This is a genomic window from Pseudomonas sp. PDM26 (assembly GCF_019219185.1).
In the GTDB taxonomy this organism is placed as follows: domain Bacteria; phylum Pseudomonadota; class Gammaproteobacteria; order Pseudomonadales; family Pseudomonadaceae; genus Aquipseudomonas.
Map to the genome: position 1 here is coordinate 122269 of NZ_JAHUWC010000017.1, position 20367 is coordinate 142635.

A 20367-nucleotide genomic window follows, 5' to 3' on the forward strand; every position below is an offset into this window, starting at 1 on the left:
CGTGGCGAGGGAGCTTGCTCCCGCTGGGCTGCGAAGCGGCCCCAAAATCCTGGTACGTTTCGATTTATATGCGAGTGCTGCGCACTCGAGCGGGAGCAAGTTCCCTCGCCACAGAGTGATCACATTCAAGGACCTGTACTCAGGTCAGCAACCCCATCCGCCGCTTGGCCCGCTGCACCGACCCATTACGCACCGCCCAGCGCAGCATTGGCGCACTGCGATTGACGCTGGCGCGGATCAGCTTGCGTTGCAGCGGGTTCTGGCTGACGCCGAGCATGTCACTGGCCCAGTCCGGCAGCAGATCGATCCCGGCCTGCATCATCAAACCGCCGAAAGGTTTGGCCAAGCGACTGGGGGATGGGGCGTTCAGCAACAGGCGCAGGACTTCACGACTGCGCTCGTCGCACAGCAGTTGTGGACGGATGCGCTCAAGGTAGTCGGCAATTTCCCGCCGCGAACGGGGTACATCCCTGGCCCCGAGTCGCTCGGCGATCAGGGCAATTTCAGCGTAATAGCGATCCTGATCGGCTGGGGGCAGGTGCGGATTGCGATAGCGTAAGTGTGCAGCGAGGAAATTACTGACTTCCGCCACGTGCACCCATGTCAGTAAATCGGGATCGCTGGCAGCGTAGGGGCGCCCATCCGGCGCGGTGCCGGTAATCTGCAAGTGGATGGTACGGACCTTCTCGATCAACCAGTCTGCGTCCTGTCGTGAGCCGAACGTAGTGCCGGAAATGAACTGCCCGGTACGGCGCAAGCGGCCGAGCATGTCTTCACGAAAGTTTGAATGGTCCCAAACCCCGGCCAACGCCAGCGGGTGCAGGGCTTGCAGCATCAGGGCGCTGATGCCGCCGATCAGCATGCTGCTGAAATCGCCATGGACTTGCCAGCTCACCGAGTCTGGCCCGAACAGTCCGGGGTCGCCTATGGGGTTTTCCAGGTCGAGTTTGCCCAGGGACAAACCGCTCAGGCTCATGATCTGGGTTTCGATGCGGGTGCGGATGAATTCCATGAATACCCTGTAGGAGCAGCCGGTCGACGCTCGATTGCTCGCGATGGTCGTTAACGATAACGCGTGTTTCCTGAATATACACGGCGCGTCGGAGTTCATCGCGAGCGATCGAGCGTCGACCGGCTGCTCCTACAGAAGACAGTACGTCATTGATTCAGGCGTTTATCGATCAAGTCTTGCACCACGCTCGGGTCAGCCAGGGTCGAAGTATCGCCCAGGCTGTCGAGTTCATTGCAGGCGATCTTGCGCAGAATGCGCCGCATGATCTTGCCTGAACGGGTTTTCGGCAGGGCCGGCGCCCACTGGATCAAGTCCGGCTTGGCGAAACTGCCGATTTCCTGGCTGACGAGGGCCAGCAATTCTTTCTTCAGTTCATCGCTGGTTTCGAGGCCTTTCATGGGCGTGACGAAGACATAGATGCCCTGGCCTTTGATGTCGTGGGGATAACCGACTGCAGCTGCTTCGGCGATGCTCTCGTGCAGCACCAGGGCGCTTTCCACTTCGGCGGTGCCGATGCGGTGGCCGGACACGTTGATCACATCGTCGATGCGCCCAGTGATCCAGTAATCACCGTCTTCATCGCGTCGTGCGCCGTCACCGGTGAAGTAGTAGCCGGGGTAAGGTTTGAAATAGGTGTCGACCATGCGTTGCGGGTCGCGGTAGACGCTGCGGATCTGTGCGGGCCAGCTGGACTTCAAGGCGAGTACGCCGCTGCCGGCGCCTTTGATTTCCTTGCCCTGCTCGTCGAGCAATACCGGCTGCACGCCGAACATTGGTTGTGTCGCGCAACCGGGTTTGATCCGCTGCGCACTGACCAGCGGGCTGAGCATGATGCCGCCGGTTTCGGTCTGCCACCAGGTATCGACGATCGGGCAGCGTTCTTCGCCGACCTCATGGAAGTACCACTGCCACGCTTCCGGGTTGATCGGCTCGCCGACCGTACCGAGCAGCCTGACGCTGGCGCGGGATGTTTGTTTCAACGGTTCGGGGCCTTCGCGCATCAGCGCACGCAGCGCCGTCGGGGCGGTGTAGAAAATGTTCACCTTGTGCTTGTCGATCACCTGCCAGAAGCGCGAGGTACTCGGGTAGCTCGGCACGCCTTCGAAGATCAGCGTGGTCGCACCGTTGGCCAGCGGGCCGTACACAATGTAGCTGTGGCCTGTGACCCAGCCGATGTCGGCGGTGCACCAGAAGACTTCGCCATCGCGGTAGTCCAGCACGTACTTGAAGGTCATCGCGGCTTGCAACAGGTAGCCGCCGGTGGTGTGCAGCACGCCTTTGGGTTTGCCGGTACTGCCGGAGGTGTAGAGGATGAACAACGGGTCCTCGGCGTCCATCGGCTCGGGCAGGCAATCGGCGCTGGCATCGTGCAGGGCCTGGTGATACTTGATGTCCCGTCCATCGACCCAGTTCACCTGCCCCTTGGTGCGCTCGACCACCAGCACGCTACTCACGTCCGGGCAGCTTTGCAGCGCCTTGTCGACGTTCTGCTTGAGGGGCACGACCTTGCCGCCGCGCACGCCTTCGTCCGCGGTAATCACGGTACGACAGTCGGCGTCGAGAATACGGTCGCGCAACGAGTCCGGGGAGAAGCCGCCGAACACCACCGAATGCACCGCGCCAATGCGGGTACAGGCCAGCATGGCGTAGGCCGCCTCGGGAATCATCGACAGGTAGATGCACACGCGGTCGCCTTTTTTCACGCCACGGCTTTTCAGCACGTTAGCCAGGCGGCAGACGTTTTCATGCAGTTTTTTGTAGGTAATGGAGGTGGAGTCGGCAGGGTCGTCGCCTTCCCAGATGATGGCGACCTGATCGCCGCGGTTTTCCAGGTGCCGGTCGATACAGTTGTAGCTGACGTTCAGTTTTGCACCGGCAAACCAGCTGGCCTCACCGGTCTTCAGGTCGTAGCGCTGGACGGTCTGCCACGGTGCGCTCCAGTCGAGGAAGCGGGTGGCCTGTTCAGCCCAGAACGTACTGGGGTGTTCAACGGACTCGCGGTACAGGCGCTGATAGTCGTCTTGACTCAATTGAGCAGCCCGGCGTACGGCATCGGCTTTGGGGAACGTGCTGATATCGAACATGACGGTTCCTTATTCTTGTATTGCGACAAGGATAAAGATGCGCCGAGAGTCTAATGGGTTCAAGAGGGGAGCTGTGCGACCCTCGTAGGAGCTGCCGAAGGCTGCGATCTTTTGACGTTGCTTTGAAGATCAAGAGATCGCAGCCTTCGGCAGCTCCTACAGTGATAGCGCACGTCACCGTTTTTGCAGAAAACCTGGTGCCGTTTGAAGTGTCGATGCAGCAAGTCGAAGGGGCGGGCTAACCGCCCCTTCAGCCTATCACCCGCGGTGACGACCACGGAAGTAGTTGATCAGCCCCTGGGTCGAGGCGTCCTCGGCCGCGGTTTCTTCGCTGCCGACCAGGCGGTTGTAGACACCTTTGCCCAGCTCCTTGCCCAGCTCCACTCCCCACTGGTCGAAGGCGTTGATGCCCCAGATCACGCTTTGTACGAAGACTTTGTGCTCGTACATCGCCACCAGTGCACCGAGGCGACGCGGGCTGATGCGCTCGACCACCAGGGTGTTGCTCGGACGGTTGCCCGGGATCACCTTGTGCGGCGCGAGTTTGTGCACCTCGGCCTCACTCATGCCTTTGTCGCGCAGTTCGGTTTCGGCCTCGCCAAGGGTCTTGCCGAGCATCAGCGCCTGGCTCTGCGACAGGCAGTTGGCGTACAGCCACTGGTGGTGGTCGGACACCGGGTTGAAGCTTACGATCGGCACGATGAAGTCAGCCGGGATCAACTGGGTGCCCTGGTGCAGCAACTGGTGATAGGCATGCTGACCATTGCAACCTACGCCGCCCCAGATCACCGGCCCGGTGTCAGTGGACACAGGCTTGCCGTCCTGGCGTACGCTCTTGCCGTTGGATTCCATGTCCAGCTGTTGCAGGTGCTTGGTGATGTTACGCAGGTAGTGGTCGTACGGCAGGATCGCGTGGCTTTGAGCGCCCCAGAAGTTGCCGTACCACACGCCGAGCAAGGCCAGCAGCACCGGCATGTTCTGTTCGAACGGCGCGCTCTGGAAGTGCTGGTCCATGGTGTAGGCACCGGACAGCAATTCCTTGAAGTTGGACATGCCGATGGCCAGGGCAATCGGCAAGCCGATGGCCGACCACAGCGAGTAGCGCCCGCCGACCCAGTCCCACATCGGGAAGATGTTCTCTTCGCGGATGCCGAACGCTACCGCGGCGGCGTTGTTGCTCGATACCGCGATGAAGTGACGATACAACTCGGCTTCCGAACCACCCTGGGCCAGATACCAGGCACGGGCGGCCTGGGCGTTCTTCAGGGTTTCGAGGGTGTTGAAGGATTTCGACGAGACGATGAACAGCGTGGTTTCGGCACGCAGCTTCATGGTCAGTTCGTGGAACTCGCTGCCGTCGATGTTCGCCAGGTAATGGCAACGCACGCCTTTCTGGGCGTAAGACAGCAGCGCTTCGGACACCAGCTCAGGGCCGAGGAAGGAGCCGCCGATGCCGATGTTGACCACGTCGGTGATCGGCTTCTCGGTGTAACCACGCCACAGACCGTCGTGGATACGGCCGACGAGGTCGGTGATCTGGTTCAGCACCTTGTGCACTTCGGGCATCACGTTGACGCCGTTGACCGACAGCTTGTCGCCAACCGGGCGGCGCAGGGCGGTGTGCAGGGCCGGACGGCCTTCGGAAGAGTTGACGATTTCGCCGTCGAACAGCGATTTGATTGCGCCCTTGAGGTCGACTTCGTTGGCCAGGCCCACCAGCAAATTGCGGGTTTCGGCGTTGATCAGGTTTTTCGAATAATCGAGAAACAGGCCGCAGCTGCTGAGGGTGAATTGAGTAAAACGCTGCGGATCGGCATTGAAGGCTTCGCGCATGCTGAAATCCTGCATGGCTTGGCGGTGGTCATTCAACGCTTGCCAGGCGGGCAAAGCGGTAACGTCGTGAGGAGTGCGGTAATACGCCATCGCTGCGGGTTTCCTTATTACTTGAACGGCCTTTTGAACACTAAAAATCCCGGAGCGCTGTGGGTGGGCGTTCCGGTCAACTGCGTCGACACGATTTCATGGCGCAGGGCGAATACAGTAAACCCCGCGCAATGATCTGTCTTGCCTTTGTCTGACCTGTTTCCGGTACTTTTTTAACACCAAAGTTAGGAACAGTCCGACAAACGGAAGAGACAGGACTCGGATCAGGCGACCTGGACCGGAATGGCGTTGCTGGTGTGGCTCAGTTCATTGCCCGGCGCCATGTAGAGCATGCGCGGCTTGAAGTTGAGCAGTTCGGCTTCGCTGTAATGGGCGTAAGCGCAGATGATCACGCGATCGCCGACCTTGGCCTTGTGCGCCGCGGCGCCATTGACCGAGATCATGCGCGAACCTTCTTCACCACGGATGGCGTAGGTGGTGAAGCGCTCGCCGTTGTCGACGTTGTAGATCTGGATTTGCTCGTACTCGCGGATGCCGGACAGGTCCAGCCATTCACCGTCGATGGCGCAGGAGCCTTCGTAATCGAGTACAGCGTGGGTGACTTCGGCGCGATGCAGCTTGGCTTTGAGCATGATGGCGTGCATGAGTGTTTCTCAGGTCGGAATCGAACGGCGGGCAGCGCCTGCAGGCGCGTAGGAGCTGCCGCAGGCTGCGATCTTTTGATCTCGCCGTTGATTTTGGTTTTGTTGTTTGATCTTGCTGCTTAAACCGCAGCGTCGAGGTTCAGGTGCAGGTTGTCGATCAACCGCGTCGTACCGAGGAACGCCGCCACCAGAATCACCAGGTCACGATCCTGCGCCGTCGCTGGGCGCAAGGTCAGGGCATGGCGGATTTCCAGATAGTCAGGACGCAGGCCGGCCGTTTCGAGCTGTTTGATCTGGGTGTCGATCAGCGCCGGGTAGTCGCGTTCGCCCTGCTTGATCGCCTCGCCGATCGCTTTCAGCGTGCGGTAGACCACCGGTGCCACAGCGCGTTGCTCTTCGTTGAGGAAGCCGTTGCGCGACGACAGCGCCAGGCCATCGGCCGCCCGTACGGTTGGCTCACCGATGATCTGGATCGGCATGTTCAGGTCATGTACCAGCGCACGAATCACCGCCAGTTGCTGGAAATCCTTTTCGCCGAAAATCGCCAGGTCCGGCTGGACCATGTTGAACAGCTTGCAGACCACCGTCGCCACGCCTTCGAAATGCCCCGGCCGGCTGGCACCGCACAGGCCTTCGGACAATTGCGGCACGCTGACGCGGGTCTGGCCGGTCATGCCGTCGGGGTACATCTCTTCAACAGTGGGGGCAAACAACAAATGGCAACCGGCCTGGAGCAGTTTTTCCTGGTCGGCGGCAAGGGTGCGCGGGTACTTGTCGAGGTCTTCGCCAGCACCGAATTGCAGCGGGTTGACGAAAACGCTCGCAACCACGAAGTCCGCCCGCTGGGAGGCTTTGGTCACCAGCGCCACGTGGCCGCTGTGCAGGTTGCCCATGGTTGGCACAAAAGCGATGCGCTTGCCTTCGCTACGGGCGCGGGCCACTGCGGCCCGTAGTTCGCGTACGGTTTTTACGGTGTTCATGCAGAGAATCCGTGTTCGATCCCAGGGAAGGTCGCCGCTTTGACTTCAGTCACGTAGGCATTCAGTGCTGCTTCAATGCTGGTTTGGCCAGTCATGAAGTTTTTTACGAATTTTGGCATGCGGCCGCTAATAGATAGCCCCAGCATGTCGTGCAGAACCAGCACCTGGCCGTCGGTGCGATTGCCGGCGCCAATACCAATCACCGGAATCTTCACCGCCTGGGTGATTTCTTCCGCCAGTTCGCTCGGGACGCACTCGAGCAGCAGCATTGCCGCGCCAGCCTGTTCCAGGGAGATCGCGTCGGCACGCATCTGCCGCGCCTGGTTTTCATTGCGACCCTGGACCTTGTAGCCGCCAAGGATATTCACCGATTGCGGCGTCAGGCCCATGTGCGCGCAGACAGGGATGCCGCGCTCGGCCAGCAGGCGGATCGAATCGGCCAGCCACAATGCCCCTTCAACCTTGACCATGTGCGCGCCGGCCTGCATCAACAAGGCGCTGTTGGTCATGGCTTGTTCGGTGGTGGCGTAGGCCATGAAAGGCAGGTCGGCGAGGATCAAGGCGTCGCTGTTACCGCGTTTGACGGCGGCCACGTGGTAAGCCATTTCCGCGGTGGTGACAGGCAAGGTGCTGTCGTGGCCCTGCAAAACCATGCCGAGGGAGTCGCCCACCAGCAGCACTTCGACGCCAGCCTGATTGCAGGCGTGGGCGAAGGTCGCGTCGTAGCAGGTCAGCATGGTGATCTTTTCACCTTTTTGCTTCAGACCTTGCAGGGTGGTCAGGGTGATGGCTGGCATGAAAAACTTCCTCATTCAGGCGCTGTGGAAACTACTGCGAGTAACGCGCGTGATTCTTCGTTGAATACAGGCGCACGTTCTTTAGTCGTGCTTTTAAGGCCTGGATTGCGCCCTTGAATGCCGTGTTAGCGGCAGCGGGACGCCTATAGTCGTGAGGAGAACGAGGGAAGTCAATTGCGTGTGTTACCGCATTGTTACGGGTGGGGTGTTACCGGGGTAACTGATGCGATTCAGCAGCGGATCTTGTGCGCGACACAAAAACCAACGTGGGAGCGGGCTTGCTCGCGAAAGCGACCTGACAGTCAATTTTTATGTTGAATGTTAAATCGTCTTCGCGAGCAAGTCGGATCGCCGCACCGCCGCTCCCACAAGGGGATTTTGGTCAGTTCGGGGTGAGGCGTTCCAGGCCGACGAACGGGCATGCCTCGAGCAGTTCGGCCAAGGTCCGGCCATCGGCCAGTCGCAAACCCGCAGGGGCCAGTTCCGCGAGCGGATACAACACGAAGGCCCGTTCCTGCATATGGTAATGGGGAACCTTCAGGCGCGGTTCGTCGATCAGGCGATTACCGAACAGCAAGATGTCGAGATCCAGCGTGCGCGGTCCCCAGCGCTCAAGACGCTCGCGACCCTGGCCGTTTTCGATGGCCTGCAAGGCATCAAGAAGGTCCAGTGGCGCCAGCGTGCTGTCGAGAGCGGCCACTGCATTGGTGTAGCGCGGTTGTCCGGGTAGCAGAGAGTCACTTTGATAAAACGTAGAAACCCCGACCAGCGCCGTTTGTGGCAAATGCGCTAGCGCCTCGATGGCGCTGCGCAATTGTTCGGCAGGGGCAGCCAGATTGCTGCCCATGCCGATGTAGATGCGTTCCATGGATTACTCGCCCGTGGTGCTCGAAGCGCCGGCGGCGCGTTTGCGCTTGGAACCACCGCTGCGGCGACGCTTGCGCGGGGCGCCGGTGCCTTCGTCCTTGCCGCTGAGGTCGCGAATCATGTCACGGCGCTCGCTTTCGTTGGCGTCCTGATAGTCCGTCCACCATTCGCCCAGGCCATCGGTCTGCTCGCCGGCGCTTTCACGTAGCAACAGGAAGTCGTAGCCGGCGCGGAAGCGCGGATTGTCCAGCAACAGATCGGCACGCTTGCCGCTGCGGCGCGGCAGGCGTTCCTGCATGTCCCAGATCTCGCGGATCGGCATGGTGAAGCGTTTCGGAATCGCGATCCGCTGGCACTGTTCGGCAATCAGCTCGTGTGCCGCTTCCTGCATCGCCGGAATCGGTGGCATGCCACGCTCCTGCAGGCGCAGGACGCGGGCCGGCAGGGCAGGCCAGAGCAGGGCTGCAAACAGGAACGCCGGGGTGACCGGTTTGTTCTGCTTGATCCGCAGGTCGGTGTTGATCAGGGCTTCGCTGATCAAGGTGTGGGTGTACGTCGGGTTGTATTCCAGTGCTTCGGCGCTGGCCGGGAACAATGGATCGAACAACTGCAGGTCGACCAGCATTTCAAACGTATCGGCGGCATGGCCGGAGAGGAACAGCTTGAGCACCTCTTCGAACAGGCGGGCCGACGGGATTTCGCGCAGCATCGGTGCCAGGCCGCGGATCGGCAGGGCGCTGTGTTTTTCGATGCCGAAGTTTAACTTGGCGGCGAAACGCACGGCCCGCAGCATCCGTACCGGGTCTTCCTGGTAGCGTTGCGTCGGATCGCCGATCAGGCGGATCAGGTGATTGCGGATGTCGTGTACGCCGTTGGCGTAGTCGAGGATGCGTTCGCTGACCGGATCGTAATACAAGGCATTGATGGTGAAGTCGCGACGTTGCGCGTCTTCTTCCAGGGTGCCGTAAACGTTATCGCGCAAGATGCGCCCGCTTTCGTTGCGCGAAGACTGATTGCTGTCTTCCTCGTCTTCGTTTTGCGGGTGATTGGCGCGAAAGGTCGCGACTTCGATGATTTCGCGGCCGAAGTGGATGTGCACCAGTTTGAACCGGCGCCCGATGATTCGTGCGTTACGGAATTCGGCCCGTACCTGCTCGGGTGTGGCGCTGGTGGCAACGTCGAAATCTTTCGGTGTGATACCCAGCAGCATGTCGCGCACGCAACCGCCCACCAGGTAAGCCTGATAACCGGCGCTCTGCAGGCGTTCAACGATATTCACCGCGTAGCGGCTGAATTGCGCCTTCTGCAGCGAGTGTTGGCCGCTGTTGAGCACTTCAGGCGTGCTGCGAATGTGTTGCGTAGGACGCTTGGGAGAACGGAATGACTGGAACAGCTTCTTCAGCATGGGATGCACTGTTTGAAGGAATATTCGGCCATAACAGAAGAATGACCGCATGATGGGCGGGGATTCTAGCATTTAGTCGGGGGATGGTGTAGGACGCAGCAGATATGAGCTGTAGGCCGCAGGTTGTAGGAGCGAGCTTGCTCGCGAAAAGCGCAAGAGCGGTGCGGGGTGTCTGGTTTTACGCGTTATCGTTCACGACCATCGCGAGCCAGCTCGCTCCTACGGTAAGCAGGTGCGCAGATTCTGGAATCGCGAAAACCACAAGGGGAGCCGAAGCTCCCCAAGAAGTAGTTGCATGCTCTATTTTTATTTTTGGTTTCGGGCTTCTTGTTTTTGTTGAGTGCCCTCGCCATGAAGCTTTCCTTCATGACCCTCCCAATCGGGAGTCAAGAGCAAACGGATTGCTTTGGTCGCTGTGTTGCAGTGATCTTGCGATCCAACCAGTACAGGCTCTGTCTTAAGACAGTTTTTGTTGTTCTCGGCCTGGTCGTGGGGCTAGCCCCAAATACAACGCCTCTCCAAAAGAATCAGTTAGCTGCGCCTCTCGCCGTCTTGTTTTTATTATGCGTGAGTCGATTCGTCTTATTTTTATTGTCTTGTGCATTGCTTGTTATTGTTCTTGTACCAAACATATAGCAGGGTGCGTGCCAACTTTTGCGAAACCCAATAAAACAAGGGGTTAGGCCGACTACAAGGCATTTCGAAGACCAAAAAAAGCCGGGGCTTCGTTACCGTAAGCCCCGGCTTCTGTTACGTGAAAAAACTGAGGTAACAGTTTTTTCCACAAAGTCACGTGTTACCCGCACATGAGACAGGTGTGGTTCAGCTTTCGCTGGCCACCCCGGTCTTGCGCCGCGGGATGCCCAGGCGCTGACGGCGCTCCCACAGGCATTTGCGGCTGACCCCGAGTTTGCGGGCCAGCTCGGTTTCGGTCATGTGATCCTGATGCTCGAGGACGAAATGCTGGAAGTAGTCTTCCAGGGAGAGGTCTTCGGTCGGCTCGTGATTGCTGTTACTGGCATTGCCATTGCCCTGTTGTGGGGGCAGGCCAATGAATTCGTCGTCTTCCAGGTCGCCCAGCTCGATGTCGATGCCCAGCAGCTCTGCGGAAATTTCCGGGCTTTCGCACAGGATAACGGCACGCTCGACGGCATTTTCCAGTTCGCGAACGTTGCCCGGCCAGGAGTAGTGACGAATGGCTTGCTCGGCATCCGCGGCGAATTTCAGGTCGGTGCGGTTGATTCGCGCACTTTGCCGCGCCAGGAAGGCGTTGGCGATTTCGTTGACGTCCGCACCGCGTTCGCGCAGGGCTGGCAGCTTCAGCGCGATAACGTGGAGGCGGTAATACAAGTCTTCGCGGAACTGGCCGATCTTCGCCAGGCTCTTGAGGTCGCGGTGAGTTGCAGCGATCAGGCGCACATCGACTTTTTGCGACTGCACCGAGCCCACGCGACGAATTTCGCCTTCCTGCAATACGCGCAGCAGGCGAGCCTGGGCTTCCAGTGGCAGTTCGCCGATTTCGTCGAGGAACAAGGTACCGCCGTCCGCCGCTTCCACCAGGCCGGCGCGTCCGGCGCTGGCGCCGGTGAATGCGCCTTTCTCGTGGCCGAACAGTTCGGACTCGATCAGGCTCTCCGGAATGGCCGCACAGTTCACCGAAATCATCGGTGCCTTGGCGCGTTTGGACAGGTTGTGCAGGGCACGCGCCACCAGTTCTTTACCGGTGCCCGATTCGCCCTGGATCAGAACGTTGGAATCGGTCGGCGCGACTTTGCGGATCTTGCCGTACAGGTCCTGCATCGGCGGGCACGAGCCGATAATGCCGATTTCACCGTTGCTGTTGTCGGTACCGGATTTCGCCGCACCGTTGGCGGCTTTGCCGGCAACTGCCTCACCACCGGCTTGTACCGTTTGTCGGTCACGCAGGATGCGTGCGGCGGCTTGCAGCATTTCGTCGTGGTCGAATGGCTTGGCAATGTAATCCACTGCACCCATTTTCATCGAGTCGACTGCCGAGCGCAGGCTGGCATAGCTGGTCATGATCAGCACCGGCGTGCCCTGGGCGAGCTTGATCAGCTCCGTGCCGGGCGCGCCCGGCAGGCGCAGGTCACTGATGATCAGATCGAACGAGGGAATGGTGAAGCGTTCTTGTGCTTCCTGCACTGATCCGGCTTCGCTGACCTGGTACTGGTTACGTTCCAGCAGGCGGCGCAAGGCGGAGCGGATAATGGTTTCGTCTTCGACGATCAAAATGTGCGGCATTGATTCGATACTCTCGACGGTCTCAGTTCACAGCGGACGTCGCTTCGACATGACGCGGCAAAGTAACCCTGATTCGGGTGCCGCGTTGGCTTTGAACATCAGCCGGGCTGTCGATGGTGATTTGTCCATAATGCTCTTCAACGATGGAATAGACCAGTGCAAGGCCCAGACCGGTGCCTTCGCCAGGGTCCTTGGTGGTGAAGAAAGGTTCGAACAATCGGTCCATGATGCTCGACGGAATACCACTGCCTTCGTCTTCCACGATCAGATCGACCGTGTGTTCGCCAGCTTCGCTCTTGACCCGTACCGCACTGCCGGGAGGCGAGGCGTCACGGGCGTTTGAAAGCAGGTTGATCAATACCTGGGCCAGCCGTTGCGGGTCGCCTTCGACCCAGTGTTCGGGGTCGCACAGGTTGTAGAACTGCACTTCGAAATTGCGTCGGTTCAGGGCCAGCAGGCCGATGGCATCCTGAGCCACTTCGGCCAGACAGACGGGCTCGTCGCTGTGCTGATGGCTGCCGGCATGGGCAAAGCTCATCAGCGACTGGACGATGCGCGACACGCGTTTGGTCTGTTCGAGGATCTGGCCGCTGATTTCCTTCAGCTCGCCGTCTTCTTCACGTTCTTCGCGCAGGTTCTGCGCCAGGCACGCGATACCGGTGATCGGGTTGCCGATTTCATGGGCCACGCCGGCCGCCAGGCGACCGATGCTGGCCAAGCGCTCGGAGTGCACCAGTTTGTCCTCGAGCATCTGGGTTTCGGTCAAGTCTTCCACCAGCAGCACCAGGCCACTGTTGCCCGGCGCGAGGGGTTCGTCGATCGCCGCTTTGTGCAAGTTCAGCCAGCGGGTCTGGCCGTCGAGGGCCAGGTGCTGCTTGTGCAAGTGTTCGTCCGGCAGATTGATGAAACCTTGCAGCAGTTCTTTCCAGGGATCGGCAATGGTGCTCAGGCGCGAACCGACCACGCGCTGCGCGGTGATGCCGGTGAGTTCCTCCATGGCCTTGTTCCACATGAGGATTTCCTGGTCCTTGGCCAGCGAGCAAACGCCCATCGGCAATTCCTGCAAGGTCTGGCGGTGATAGCGGCGCAGGGCATCGAGTTCGGCGGCCAGGCCGGTCAGGCGCGAGTGGTAATCCTCGAGACGACTTTCGATGAAGTGGATGTCTTCGGTGACGTAGTTTTCGCCGCCGGCCTTGTAGGGCAGGAAGGTTTCGACCATGTCCTGGGCTACACTCGGCCCCATCAGGCCGGAGAGGTTGGCCTCGATGCGGTCACGCAAGCGGCGCAGGGCATACGGTCGACGCTCGTCGAAGGGCAGATAGAGATCGCGCAGGGCCTGTTCCACTTCTTTCTGCGCAGCTTTTGCACCCAATGGTTTTGCAAGTTGTGTGGCGAACTCCTGAGGCGAGGCGGCGTGCAGTTCCCGGCGTTGCGGGCGGCGCACGTTATCCACGGCGCAGGCTTCGGCAGCGCTGGCCTCTTCGGTGCTGGCGTTGGTGAACAGCGAGATCAGGGTGAACATCAGCACGTTGGCCGCCAGCGAGGCAATTGCCGCCATGTGCCAGCTGGTGTCGTCCAGCACGTAGATCATGTTCAGCAGCGGAATGTAGAAGCCTTGCAGGTTGCCGACCAGCGGCAACAGCATGGTCACCAGCCACACCAGGATCCCCGCCAGCAAACCGGCGATGAAGCCGCGACGGTTGGCGGTCGGCCAATACAGGACCGAAAGCACGCCCGGCAGGAACTGCAACGTGGCGACGAAAGCGACAATGCCGAGGTTGGCCAGGTCCTGCTCGGCACCGAGCATCAGGTAGAAGCCGTAGCCGGCCATGATGATCGCGACAATCAACGCCCGGCGGGTCCATTTCAGCCAGCGGTAGATGTTGCCTTCGGCCGGTGGTTGATACAGCGGCAGCACCAGGTGGTTCAAGGCCATCCCGGACAGCGCCAGCGTGGTGACGATGATCAGGCCGCTGGCAGCGGACAACCCGCCGACATACGCCAGCAACGCCAGCGCCTTGTTGTTGGCGGCGATACCGATGCCCAGGGTGAAGTATTCCGGGTTGGTGGTGGCGCCGAGCTTCAGTCCGGCCCAGAGAATCAGCGGCACTGCCAGGCTCATCAGCAACAGGAACAGCGGCAGGCCCCAGCTCGCACTGACCAGCGAACGTGGGTTGAGGTTCTCGGTAAAGGTCATGTGGTACATGTGCGGCATCACGATCGCCGAGGCGAAGAACACCAGCAGCAGCGTACGCCACGGGCCTTCCTGCAAAGGCGTGTGCAGGGCAGCGAGCGCAGTCTGGTTTTGCAGCAACCACAGCTCAAGCTGTTGTGGGCCATCGAACACGCCGTAAAGCGCATACAGCCCGACACCGCCGAGGGCGATCAGCTTGATCACCGATTCGAACGCAATCGCGAACACCAGGCCTTCATGCTTTTCGCGGGTGGCGATGTGGCGGGAGCCGAAGAAAATCGTGAACAGCGTAATCAATGCGCAGAAGCTCAGGGCCACGCGATTCTGTACCGGCTCTTGGGTGAGGATGCCGATGGAGTCGGCGACCGCCTGAATCTGCAAGGCCAGCAACGGCAATACACCGATCAGCATGAAAATCGTGGTCAGTGCTCCGGCCCAGGTGCTGCGGAAGCGGAAGGCAAACAGGTCCGCCAAAGACGACAGTTGATAGGTGCGGGTGATCTTCAGGATCGGGTAGAGCAGCACCGGCGCCAGCAGGAATGCCCCGGAAACGCCCAGGTAGCTGGACAGAAAACCGTAGCCGTACTGATAGGCCAGGCCCACGGTGCCATAAAACGCCCAGGCGCTGGCGTAGACGCCCAGTGACAGGGTGTAAGTCAGCGGGTGGCGAATGATCGCCCGGGGAATCATGCCCCGTTCGCTGATCCAGGCCACACCGAACAGCACCGCCAGGTACGCGGCGCTGATCAGGATCATCTGGGTCAGGCTAAAGCTCATCGGCATCTTTTTGGCTCTGCAGGATGAAAGTCACGACGATCAGAATCAGCCAGAGCAGATACGGGCGATACCAGGCGCCAGTGGCGTCGATCCACCAATCCATGATGGCCGGGGAAAACAGGTAAATCCCCACTACCAAAAGCAGGACCAAGCGATAGATGTACATCCCGGCCTCTCTTTTTTATGCGCGTGCCCTAAAACGTGCGGCGATGGTAACGGATGGGCGCGCCACTGCAAGTGCGATCACAACAGCTGCGCCTCGGGCAGGCTCAGTGTGCGCGGGATCAACGAGGCATCCCAGTGGACAATGCCCCAGTTCAGCACTTCTCGTGGCGTGGCATCAGTCAGTTCGGTTCCCGGGTTTTGTCCCAGCGCGCGCAGCGCCCGCAGTAACAGTGGCGTTGCCTGATCCTCGGTCAGCGGCGGCGAGCGGTAGGACTTACCAAGTTTATTGCCATCAGGTTGAGTAATCAGCGGGATATGCAGATAACGCGGCTGCGGCAGACCGAGCAACTCTTGCAGGTAGAGCTGGCGGGGCGTGGAGTCCAGCAGGTCGGCACCTCGAACGATATCGGTGATGCCCTGCCAGGCATCGTCCAGGACCACGGCCAATTGATAGGCGTAGAGACCGTCGCGGCGGCGAATCACGAAGTCGCCGACTTCCCGGCCCAGATGCTGGCGGTATTCGCCTTGCACCCGGTCGATGAAGTGGTACTCCAGCTCCGGAACACGCAGGCGGATGGCGGCGCCGTCGGTGCCATGGCCGGCATTGCGGCACAGCCCCGGATAAATCCCGCGATACGGTTCCAGCTGTTTGCGCGAACAGGTGCAGGCGTAGGCCAGGCCGTGATTGAACAGGCGATTGAGCACCTCGGCGTAGGCATCGTGCCGCTCGCTTTGGCGAACCAGGTCGCCATCCCACTCGAAGCCATAGCCTTCCAGAGCCTTGAGAATGGCCGCCTGGGCCCCGGGTTCTTCACGAGGCGGATCAAGGTCTTCCATGCGCATCAGCCAGCGTCCGCCCACCGAGCGCGCGTCGAGGTAAGAGGCCAGCGCGGCGACCAGCGAGCCGAAGTGTAGATGGCCGCTAGGGGTGGGGGCGAAGCGCCCGATGTAGGGGGTGTTGGCGGTCATGGATACATTTAAAGCCAAAAAAACATCAGAAACAAAAACGGAGCGTTCGCACGCTCCGTTCTTCGTTCAAGTCGCAATTATTTGCCGACTTGCTTTTCCTTGATTTCCGCCAGGGTCTTGCAGTCGATGCACAGGTCGGCGGTAGGACGCGCTTCGAGGCGCTTGACGCCGATCTCGATGCCGCAGGATTCACACCAGCCATACTCTTCGTCTTCGATCAGCTGAAGTGTCTTGTCGATCTTCTTGATCAACTTGCGTTCACGGTCGCGGGCGCGCAGTTCGAGGGCGAATTCCTCTTCCTGGCTGGCACGGTCTGCCGGATCAGGAAAGTTGGCCGCTTCGTCCTTCATGTGGTCCACGGTCTTGTCGACACCTTCCATCAGCTCTTTTTTCCACTGATTCAGGACCTTGGTGAAGTGCTTGCGCATGGGCTCGCCCATGTATTCTTCGCCGGCTTTCTGAACATAGGGCTCGAAGCCGCTGATCGCCTGATTTTGCTGCTTTGCTTGGGTGGACATGAAATAGACCGCCTCTACTCTTGTAATCCATCTGCGCAGGATTGCTCCATCACCGACAACTGCCGGCCCTGCGGCTGCAAGCGGGCGAACTTACCAGATCAACTCGGGCCGCGCTACTCCCGGATGTCGAGCTCGCGGCACATACTGCTTGCAGATCATGACAAACCGTTGTCTGGTGGCTCTGGAACCCTGCTCAATTATTGATTTTAGTCAAACCTTGCGCGCGTGCTTGAGTCGTTTGTGATCGGGGTTACAAGGCCTCTGACCGCTTTAGGTTCTCGCTCGTTCCTGCGCTTGGGTAGAATCGGTTTTTTCTCCGTTGAAGGAAGGCCAATGGCTCAGTCCTACAGTGCCCGCAGTCGCGCAATCGAACCTTTCCATGTCATGGCGCTGTTGGCGCGGGCCAATGAATTGCAGGCAGCCGGCCATGACGTGATCCACCTGGAAATCGGTGAGCCGGACTTCACCACCGCCGAACCGATCATTCAGGCCGGCCAGGCTGCGCTGACAGCGGGGAAAACCCGTTACACCGCCGCGCGCGGCATTCCGGAGCTGCGTGAGGCTATCTCGGGTTTTTATCAGCAGCGTTATGGGTTGAATATCGACCCTCGGCGCATCCTCATCACGCCAGGCGGGTCCGGCGCGTTGCTGCTGGCCAGCGCTTTGCTGGTAGACCCCGGTAAACACTGGCTGCTGGCGGACCCTGGCTACCCGTGTAACCGGCATTTCCTGCGACTGGTCGAAGGCGCGGCGCAATTGGTGCCGGTCGGTCCGGATGTGCGTTATCAGTTGACGCCTGGCCTGATCGAGCGTCATTGGGACCACGACAGCGTCGGCGCATTGGTCGCGTCGCCGGCCAATCCGACCGGCACGATCCTGACCCGCGACGAGCTGGCGAAGCTGTCTGTCGCGATCAAGGCACGCCACGGTCATCTGGTGGTCGACGAGATTTATCACGGCCTGACCTACGGCACCGATGCGGCCAGCGTGCTGGAAGTCGACGACAGTGCATTCGTTCTGAACAGTTTTTCGAAGTACTTCGGGATGACCGGTTGGCGGCTCGGATGGCTGGTGGCCCCCGACGCGGCCGTCGGTGAGCTGGAAAAGCTCGCCCAGAATCTCTACATCAGCGCTCCAAGCATGGCGCAGTACGCTGCACTGGCCTGTTTCGAACCGGCAACCATCAGCATTCTGGAAGAGCGTCGCGCCGAATTTGGCCGGCGTCGGGATTACCTGCTGCCAGTCTTGCGTGAATTGGGCTTCGGCATTGCCGTGGAGCCGGAAGGGGCGTTCTACTTGTACGCCGATATCAGCAAGTTCGGCGGCGATGCCTTCGCGTTCTGTAAGCATTTTCTCGAAACCGAACATGTGGCATTCACCCCGGGGCTGGATTTCGGGCGTTATAAGGCCGGGCATCATGTGCGGTTCGCCTATACGCAAAATCTCGAGCGTTTGCAGGAGGCGGTCGATCGCATTGCCCGTGGGTTGCGGAGCTGGCAAGGCTGATGCGTTTTCATCCTCCCCTTGAAGAAGGGCGCCTGATCCGACGTTACAAGCGTTTTCTCGCCGATATCGAAACCGTTGGCGGCGAATTGCTGACCATTCACTGCCCGAACACCGGCTCGATGCTCAATTGTCAGGTCGAAGGCGGGCAGGTCTGGTTCAGCCGCTCCAATGACCCGAAACGCAAGTTGCCTGGTACTTGGGAGATTGGTGAAACCCCGCAAGGGCGGCTGTTTTGCGTGAACACCGCCCGCGCCAATGGTTTGATCGAAGAGGCGCTGCGAGCGGGCGTCATCACCGAACTGAACGGCTTTACCGAACTCAAGCGCGAAGTGGCTTATGGTCAGGAAAACAGTCGCATCGATTTCCGCCTCGATTATCCCGACGGGCCAGCCTACGTCGAAGTCAAAAGCGTGACCCTGGGCTTCGACGGTACGGCGGTGGCAGCGTTTCCCGATGCGGTCACCCAGCGTGGCGCCAAGCATCTGCGGGAACTGGCGCATTTGGCCAGGGACGGTATTCGCGCGGTGCAGTTGTACTGTGTTTGCCTGACCGACATCGAGGCCGTGCGCCCGGCGCAGGAAATCGATGCGGCTTATGCTCAGGCCTTGCGTGAGGCTATCGCCTGCGGGGTCGAGGTATTGGCTTACGGTGTGCGGTTGAGCCACGAAGAAATGCGGGTCGACCGGCGTCTGGACGTGTTACCGGGTGGTTAAAGGCTGATCCAGATCCCCTGTTCATCCTCGCGGCAGGCCACGCCGGTCAAGGCTTGCCCCGCGCAAGGGCCGGCGACGCATTCACCGTCTTCGATCAGGAACAGTGCGCCATGGGTGGCGCACTGGATCAGGCTGTTGCTGGGGTCGAGAAACTGGTCGGGATGCCACTCAAGGGCAACGCCCCGGTGCGGGCAGCGATTGATGTAGACATAAACCTGCCCGCTACGGCGCACCGCAAAAAACTTTTGGCCACCGATGTCGAAACCGCGGCTGCTGTCGTTGACCAGCTCGGTACCTGCGCAAAGCAACTTCATGTCTATCCTCGGTCGCGCAGCTCGTGAGCGGATATGTCCGAGCTTGAGGGTTGAATGCTATCAAATGGCTGTCTTGCCCGTGGAATCCTTTGAAGGAAGCTGCGCCTGACCCTGTCAGTACTTTTCCACAGGCAAAAAAAGACCCGGCAAGAGCCGGGTCAAATAACCGTGATTAGCCTGATGAGGAGATAATCCGAGAGTCCGAACCAAGGGCTTTTCAGAATATCTGACCAGTCTCGCGACCAGTTGTGATAATAATATCGATTCTCATTACCAAGTCAACCGCTGTTTTTTGATTTCTTTGCGATTTTCCGGATTTGCGTCTGCAGGCCGCGTAATCATTGGGTTTCAGGTTGCAAAGCTTCAGAAATATTTGTCGGATCAAATCTTGTGGCGTGTAGATATGGCTTCCAGTTGTTTGTTCAGCGCTTCCTTGCGCTCGGCAGGAATGTCGTTCCAGTGAACGTCCATCAGGGCGCCTTCAATTGCGTACAACAACACCTTGGACGCCCGAAAACCGCGCGTGCGCACGGCCCGATAAGCATCCACCGCCCCGAGGCGACGCAAGTCCGACGCGCTATGGATGCCCACGGCATGCAGCCATTGCGCTGACGTCTTGCCAAGATTCTTCAGGTGTTGCAGTTCATCATTCATCAAGCCTCCTTGCGATGGCCGAATGGAGAGCGTGGGCAATCTTCTGAGGAGTGTAGCCATCAGTAGGAAACGCGTGATTGTTTGCTCGTTTTCGAGGCAAATGCTTCTAAGAAACGAGTATTGGCAGAGCGTGAAAAATCCGCGAACGCAGTAGGAAGAGGTGGGGAATAATCAGGAATTACGGGTGAGCAACCCTCAGTCCAGCGCAGCGAGGGGCGCTGGACGTGTCAGTCAGCGATGATGATCAGCGGGTGCGATAGCGCAATCGCGTGCCGAAGTTCATCGACATCAGGATTTCGTCAGCGCTGAGTTCCACCGGAAAGTAGGCACCGGAGATTTGCGCGTGGGCCAGACTCGCGCCTTCCAGGTTCGCTTTGCTGAAATCAATGCCGCGCAAGTCGGCGGAACGGAAGTAGGCGTTGCTGAAATCCACACCGTCGGCATTCAGCTCGCGAAGGTCCAGCCCCCGGAAATCTCCACCCGCCATGTCGATGGGGCCATCTTTGGGGCGTTCACTGTTGAAGCCTCGGATGTCGTCTTTGTGCAGCAGGGCATAAAGCGGAGTATCGAGAAGTTTCGGCTGGCTCATGTCGCATCACCTGATGTTTTTATGACGCCAGTA

The 20367-nt window shown here is 59.6% G+C and carries 18 protein-coding genes; 2 read left to right on the forward strand and 16 right to left on the reverse strand.

Going from position 1 to position 20367, the window contains the following annotated elements:
* Positions 1-139 precede the first annotated feature (139 nt).
* From KW849_RS27495 to dksA, 13 genes are all read right to left on the reverse strand, one after another.
* Positions 140-1012 (reverse strand): oxygenase MpaB family protein, encoded by an 873-nt coding sequence (locus KW849_RS27495; protein WP_218432551.1) that lies wholly within the window; start codon positions 1010-1012, stop codon positions 140-142.
* Positions 1013-1158: 146 nt separating this feature from the next.
* A complete protein-coding gene (acs, locus tag KW849_RS27500; RefSeq protein ID WP_218432552.1) occupies positions 1159-3096 on the reverse strand; it encodes an acetate--CoA ligase in 1938 nt (645 codons plus the stop codon).
* 258 nt (positions 3097-3354) lie between these two features.
* Positions 3355-5019, reverse strand: a complete 1665-nt coding sequence (gene pgi, locus KW849_RS27505; RefSeq protein WP_218432553.1) for a glucose-6-phosphate isomerase — start codon at positions 5017-5019, stop codon at positions 3355-3357.
* A 224-nt stretch (positions 5020-5243) separates the two neighbouring features.
* Entirely contained in the window at positions 5244-5624 is a 381-nt protein-coding gene (panD, locus tag KW849_RS27510; RefSeq protein WP_003228271.1) for an aspartate 1-decarboxylase, read from the reverse strand.
* A gap of 119 nt (positions 5625-5743) precedes the next feature.
* Positions 5744-6604 carry a pantoate--beta-alanine ligase gene (panC, locus tag KW849_RS27515; protein WP_218432558.1) on the reverse strand — a complete coding sequence of 287 codons (861 nt, stop codon included), beginning with the start codon at positions 6602-6604 and terminating at the stop codon, positions 5744-5746.
* Positions 6601-7401, reverse strand: a complete 801-nt coding sequence (gene panB, locus KW849_RS27520) for a 3-methyl-2-oxobutanoate hydroxymethyltransferase (protein ID WP_218432559.1) — start codon at positions 7399-7401, stop codon at positions 6601-6603. The genes panC and panB overlap by 4 nt, the downstream gene beginning before the upstream one ends.
* 382 nt (positions 7402-7783) lie before the next feature.
* Complete coding sequence (folK, locus tag KW849_RS27525) at positions 7784-8269, reverse strand: 2-amino-4-hydroxy-6-hydroxymethyldihydropteridine diphosphokinase (RefSeq protein WP_218432560.1); 486 nt, start codon at positions 8267-8269, stop codon at positions 7784-7786.
* Positions 8270-8272: 3 nt separating this feature from the next.
* The gene (locus tag KW849_RS27530) at positions 8273-9673 is read right to left on the reverse strand and encodes a polynucleotide adenylyltransferase PcnB (RefSeq protein ID WP_008050165.1); all 1401 of its coding nucleotides are present in this window, start codon (positions 9671-9673) and stop codon (positions 8273-8275) included.
* Positions 9674-10495: 822 nt separating this feature from the next.
* The gene (locus KW849_RS27535) at positions 10496-11935 is read right to left on the reverse strand and encodes a sigma-54 dependent transcriptional regulator (protein ID WP_150754948.1); all 1440 of its coding nucleotides are present in this window, start codon (positions 11933-11935) and stop codon (positions 10496-10498) included.
* Between the two features lie 22 nt (positions 11936-11957).
* The gene (locus KW849_RS27540; RefSeq protein WP_218432564.1) at positions 11958-14912 is read right to left on the reverse strand and encodes a sensor histidine kinase; all 2955 of its coding nucleotides are present in this window, start codon (positions 14910-14912) and stop codon (positions 11958-11960) included.
* Positions 14896-15072: a hypothetical protein gene (locus KW849_RS27545; protein WP_003176118.1), complete on the reverse strand. Its 177-nt coding sequence runs from the start codon at positions 15070-15072 to the stop codon at positions 14896-14898. The genes KW849_RS27540 and KW849_RS27545 overlap by 17 nt, the downstream gene beginning before the upstream one ends.
* Positions 15073-15149: 77 nt before the next feature.
* Entirely contained in the window at positions 15150-16040 is an 891-nt protein-coding gene (gene gluQRS / locus KW849_RS27550) for a tRNA glutamyl-Q(34) synthetase GluQRS (RefSeq protein WP_218432566.1), read from the reverse strand.
* 77 nt (positions 16041-16117) lie between these two features.
* On the reverse strand, positions 16118-16558 hold the full coding sequence (dksA, locus tag KW849_RS27555; protein ID WP_007971100.1) for an RNA polymerase-binding protein DksA: 441 nt from the start codon (positions 16556-16558) through the stop codon (positions 16118-16120).
* Between the two features lie 333 nt (positions 16559-16891).
* On the opposite strand from dksA, the gene KW849_RS27560 reads away from it, so the two are divergent.
* Both KW849_RS27560 and sfsA read left to right on the forward strand, forming a co-directional pair.
* A complete protein-coding gene (locus KW849_RS27560) occupies positions 16892-18064 on the forward strand; it encodes a pyridoxal phosphate-dependent aminotransferase (protein ID WP_218432568.1) in 1173 nt (390 codons plus the stop codon).
* Complete coding sequence (sfsA, locus tag KW849_RS27565; protein WP_218432569.1) at positions 18064-18777, forward strand: DNA/RNA nuclease SfsA; 714 nt, start codon at positions 18064-18066, stop codon at positions 18775-18777. The genes KW849_RS27560 and sfsA overlap by 1 nt, the downstream gene beginning before the upstream one ends.
* Here sfsA and KW849_RS27570 read toward each other — a convergent pair.
* The 3 genes from KW849_RS27570 to KW849_RS27580 form a co-directional block, all read right to left on the reverse strand.
* Positions 18774-19091, reverse strand: coding sequence for a Rieske (2Fe-2S) protein (locus KW849_RS27570; RefSeq protein WP_218432571.1), 318 nt, complete (start codon positions 19089-19091; stop codon positions 18774-18776). The two genes, sfsA and KW849_RS27570, sit on opposite strands and share 4 nt — an antisense overlap.
* A gap of 381 nt (positions 19092-19472) precedes the next feature.
* Positions 19473-19745 (reverse strand): TfoX/Sxy family protein, encoded by a 273-nt coding sequence (locus KW849_RS27575; protein ID WP_108216473.1) that lies wholly within the window; start codon positions 19743-19745, stop codon positions 19473-19475.
* Positions 19746-19989: 244 nt separating this feature from the next.
* A complete protein-coding gene (locus KW849_RS27580) occupies positions 19990-20334 on the reverse strand; it encodes a pentapeptide repeat-containing protein (protein ID WP_007990076.1) in 345 nt (114 codons plus the stop codon).
* Positions 20335-20367: the final 33 nt, after the last annotated feature.